The sequence below is a fragment of the Microbacterium sp. UBA3394 genome (assembly GCF_002358725.1).
Classification (GTDB): domain Bacteria; phylum Actinomycetota; class Actinomycetes; order Actinomycetales; family Microbacteriaceae; genus Microbacterium; species Microbacterium luteum.
Map to the genome: position 1 here is coordinate 1 of NZ_DEPK01000042.1, position 2,509 is coordinate 2,509.

Consider the following 2,509-nt stretch of genomic DNA (forward strand, 5'->3'; position numbering starts at 1 on the left):
GCCTCATAGTTCGGCACGACGCGGTTGGGATCAGACGGGTCGTCGTACACGGGGTACTGCACGAAGACCATCTCGTCGAAGGGCACATCCTTCACCGCGAGCGCGATCTGCACGAGCGTCATCGGGTTGGTGAGGCTCTGGCTGGGGGTCACGTTGTCGACCGCGGTGGTCGCGAGCTGCAGCAGCGTCGAGGGGTTAGACAGCACCTCGTCGCTGACGAGCTTGCGCGCGAGCGACGACATGTACTGCTGCTGGTTGCTGATGCGCGCCAGGTCGCTGCCATTCTCGAGTCCGTGACGCGTGCGCAGGAACTGCAGCGCCTCCACGCCCTGGATGTTGCGGGTCCCCGCCGGCCAATCGATGCCCGTATACCGGTCCTGGATGCCGCCGTTGCCGATGCAGACGTCGACTCCCCCGATCGCGTCGGTGATGTTGATCACATTGCCGAAGCTCACCTTGGCGGCGAAGGGGATGTTCATGCCACTGAGCTCGGAGATGGTCTTCACAGCGCAGTTCAGGCCGCCGCGGCTCCACGCCGTGTTGAGCTGCGTGTAGCTGACCGCCGAGTTGACGCCCCCGTCTTCATCGGTGCACTCCGGCTGGGCCGACATGAGGTCGCGCGGGAAGGAGATGACCGTGACGCGTCGCGGCTCATCGGAGATGTGGACCAGGAGATTGACGTCGTTGAGCTGCCCCTCGGCGTCGGCACCCGTGCAGCGATCGCCGAATAGGTAGGCATACTCCGCCTCGCACTCGTCCGTGCCGACGACGAGCATGTTGACGCCACCCTCGATCGCACCGATGTCGGGCGGCACGGCATCCTGACCCTCGAGCGCAACCGCCTCGTCGGCGAAGCTCGCCGTGATGTCGTAGGCGGTGTAAGCGGCGACGCCCGCACCCGCGACGAAGACGACGGCGGCGACGATGCCGATGATCTTCGCCAGCAGACCGGCGGGATGCGGCGACTTCAGCTCGCCGTGTCGTGCGACGGTGCGCCGACCACGCTTGCTCTGACTCACTCGGATCCTCTCGGGTGTCGCCCACCGCACGTCGGCGCGCTCCCGGGTTCGGATCGCGCCAACCACGATGCTGTGGCGGAGGGTGTGGGATTCGAACCCACGGGACATCGCTGCCCACTGGTTTTCAAGACCAGCTCCATCGGCCGCTCGGACAACCCTCCCGACGAGGCCGCCGCAGCGGCATCCGTCGAACGGCGTCGAGTCTAGCCGACGGCGCTTTGCCGATATTCTCGCAACGGGTTCTGTGGATGCACTGAACGGCACGCGGATGTGGACGGCGCTCGGTATCCACAGCCGTCGACCGCCTCCGAAGCGATGTCGGAGGTATGTTCTAGTGTCTGAGCATGGACATCGACCCCGACGAGTGGCTTGACGAAGGCGACATGCCGCCCGTCGACATTCCCGTCTCGGTGCTCATGGAGGCAGCCGCCGAGCAGCCCGACGAGCTCGACGACGTGCTCGACCTCACCCAGACGATGATGCAGTTCGTCGCTCAACGGTATGCCGCGATCGATGGGATGCGACGACGCGCCGTCGACGAGGCGACGGCCTTCAGCGTCGACCTGGCCTCGGTCGCGTTCCGATCCGTGCGTCTCGAGCTGGCCGCCGCACTGCGCGTCTCGGAGTACGTCGCGGAGGCGATGCTCCTTCACGCCGAGGCCCTGGTGCATCGCTATCCCGAGGTGTGGCACTCGCTTCACGCCGGGCGCATCGACGACGACAAGAGCCACGTGCTGGTCGCCGGGCTCGACGAGGTCGGCGCCGAGGCGGCCGCGCTTCTTCTGCCCGAGGCGTTGGACGCCGCCGAGAACCTGCAGATCGGTCCCTTCCGGCGCATGTTACGCCGGCTCATCGAGACCCACCGCGCGAGCACCCTCGAGGAGCGCCACGAGCAGGCGCTCGAGCAGCGCCGTGTCGTGCTGGAAACGCTCGGCGACGGCATGGCGTGGCTCGGAGCCCACATGCCCGCGGTCGAGGCACAGGCGATTCACCAGCGCCTGACCGCGATGGGCAAGGCGATCACCACCGCCGAGGGCGAGGAACGCACGCTCGACCAGGTGCGCGCAGACGTGTTCGGTGACCTCCTCATCGACGGCACGACGGATCACGTGCCGGCAGAAGCGCGCGGCATCCGCGCGACGGTGGTCGTCACGGTGCCGGCGCTCGCCCTGCTGGAAGACGAGCAACCGGCAGGGGCCGAGCCCGCAACGATCGACGGACTCGGGCCGATCCCCCACTCCAAGGCTCGCGAACTGTGCGGCGGAGCACGTGAATGGATGCGCGTGCTCACCCACCCTGAGACCGGGTCGGTGCTGTCCTTCGGCCGCGATCGGTATCGAACACCGAAGGCGCTTCGCGACATCGTGAGATGGCGCGCCGGGCGATGCATGGGTCCCGGTTGCGGGATGCCGGCGGAGCGATGCGAGATCGACCACTCGATCGCGTGGGAAGACGGCGGGTCGACCGAGCTGGCCAACCTTCATCCGCTG

2 protein-coding genes and 1 tRNA gene are annotated in these 2,509 nt (G+C 67.3%); 1 reads left to right on the plus strand and 2 read right to left on the minus strand.

Annotated features, from left to right (window positions below):
- Both B4E30_RS02290 and B4E30_RS02295 read right to left on the minus strand, forming a co-directional pair.
- Positions 1 to 1,019, minus strand: a 1,019-nt coding sequence (locus B4E30_RS02290; RefSeq protein ID WP_286793304.1) for an LCP family protein, incomplete at its 3' end; no start/stop codon positions are given.
- Between the two features lie 73 nt (positions 1,020 to 1,092).
- Positions 1,093 to 1,180 (minus strand) — tRNA-Ser (locus B4E30_RS02295).
- Between the two features lie 183 nt (positions 1,181 to 1,363).
- Here B4E30_RS02295 and B4E30_RS02300 point away from each other — a divergent pair.
- Positions 1,364 to 2,509 (plus strand): HNH endonuclease signature motif containing protein (locus tag B4E30_RS02300; protein ID WP_286793305.1); only part of this gene is annotated, 1,146 nt, incomplete at its 3' end.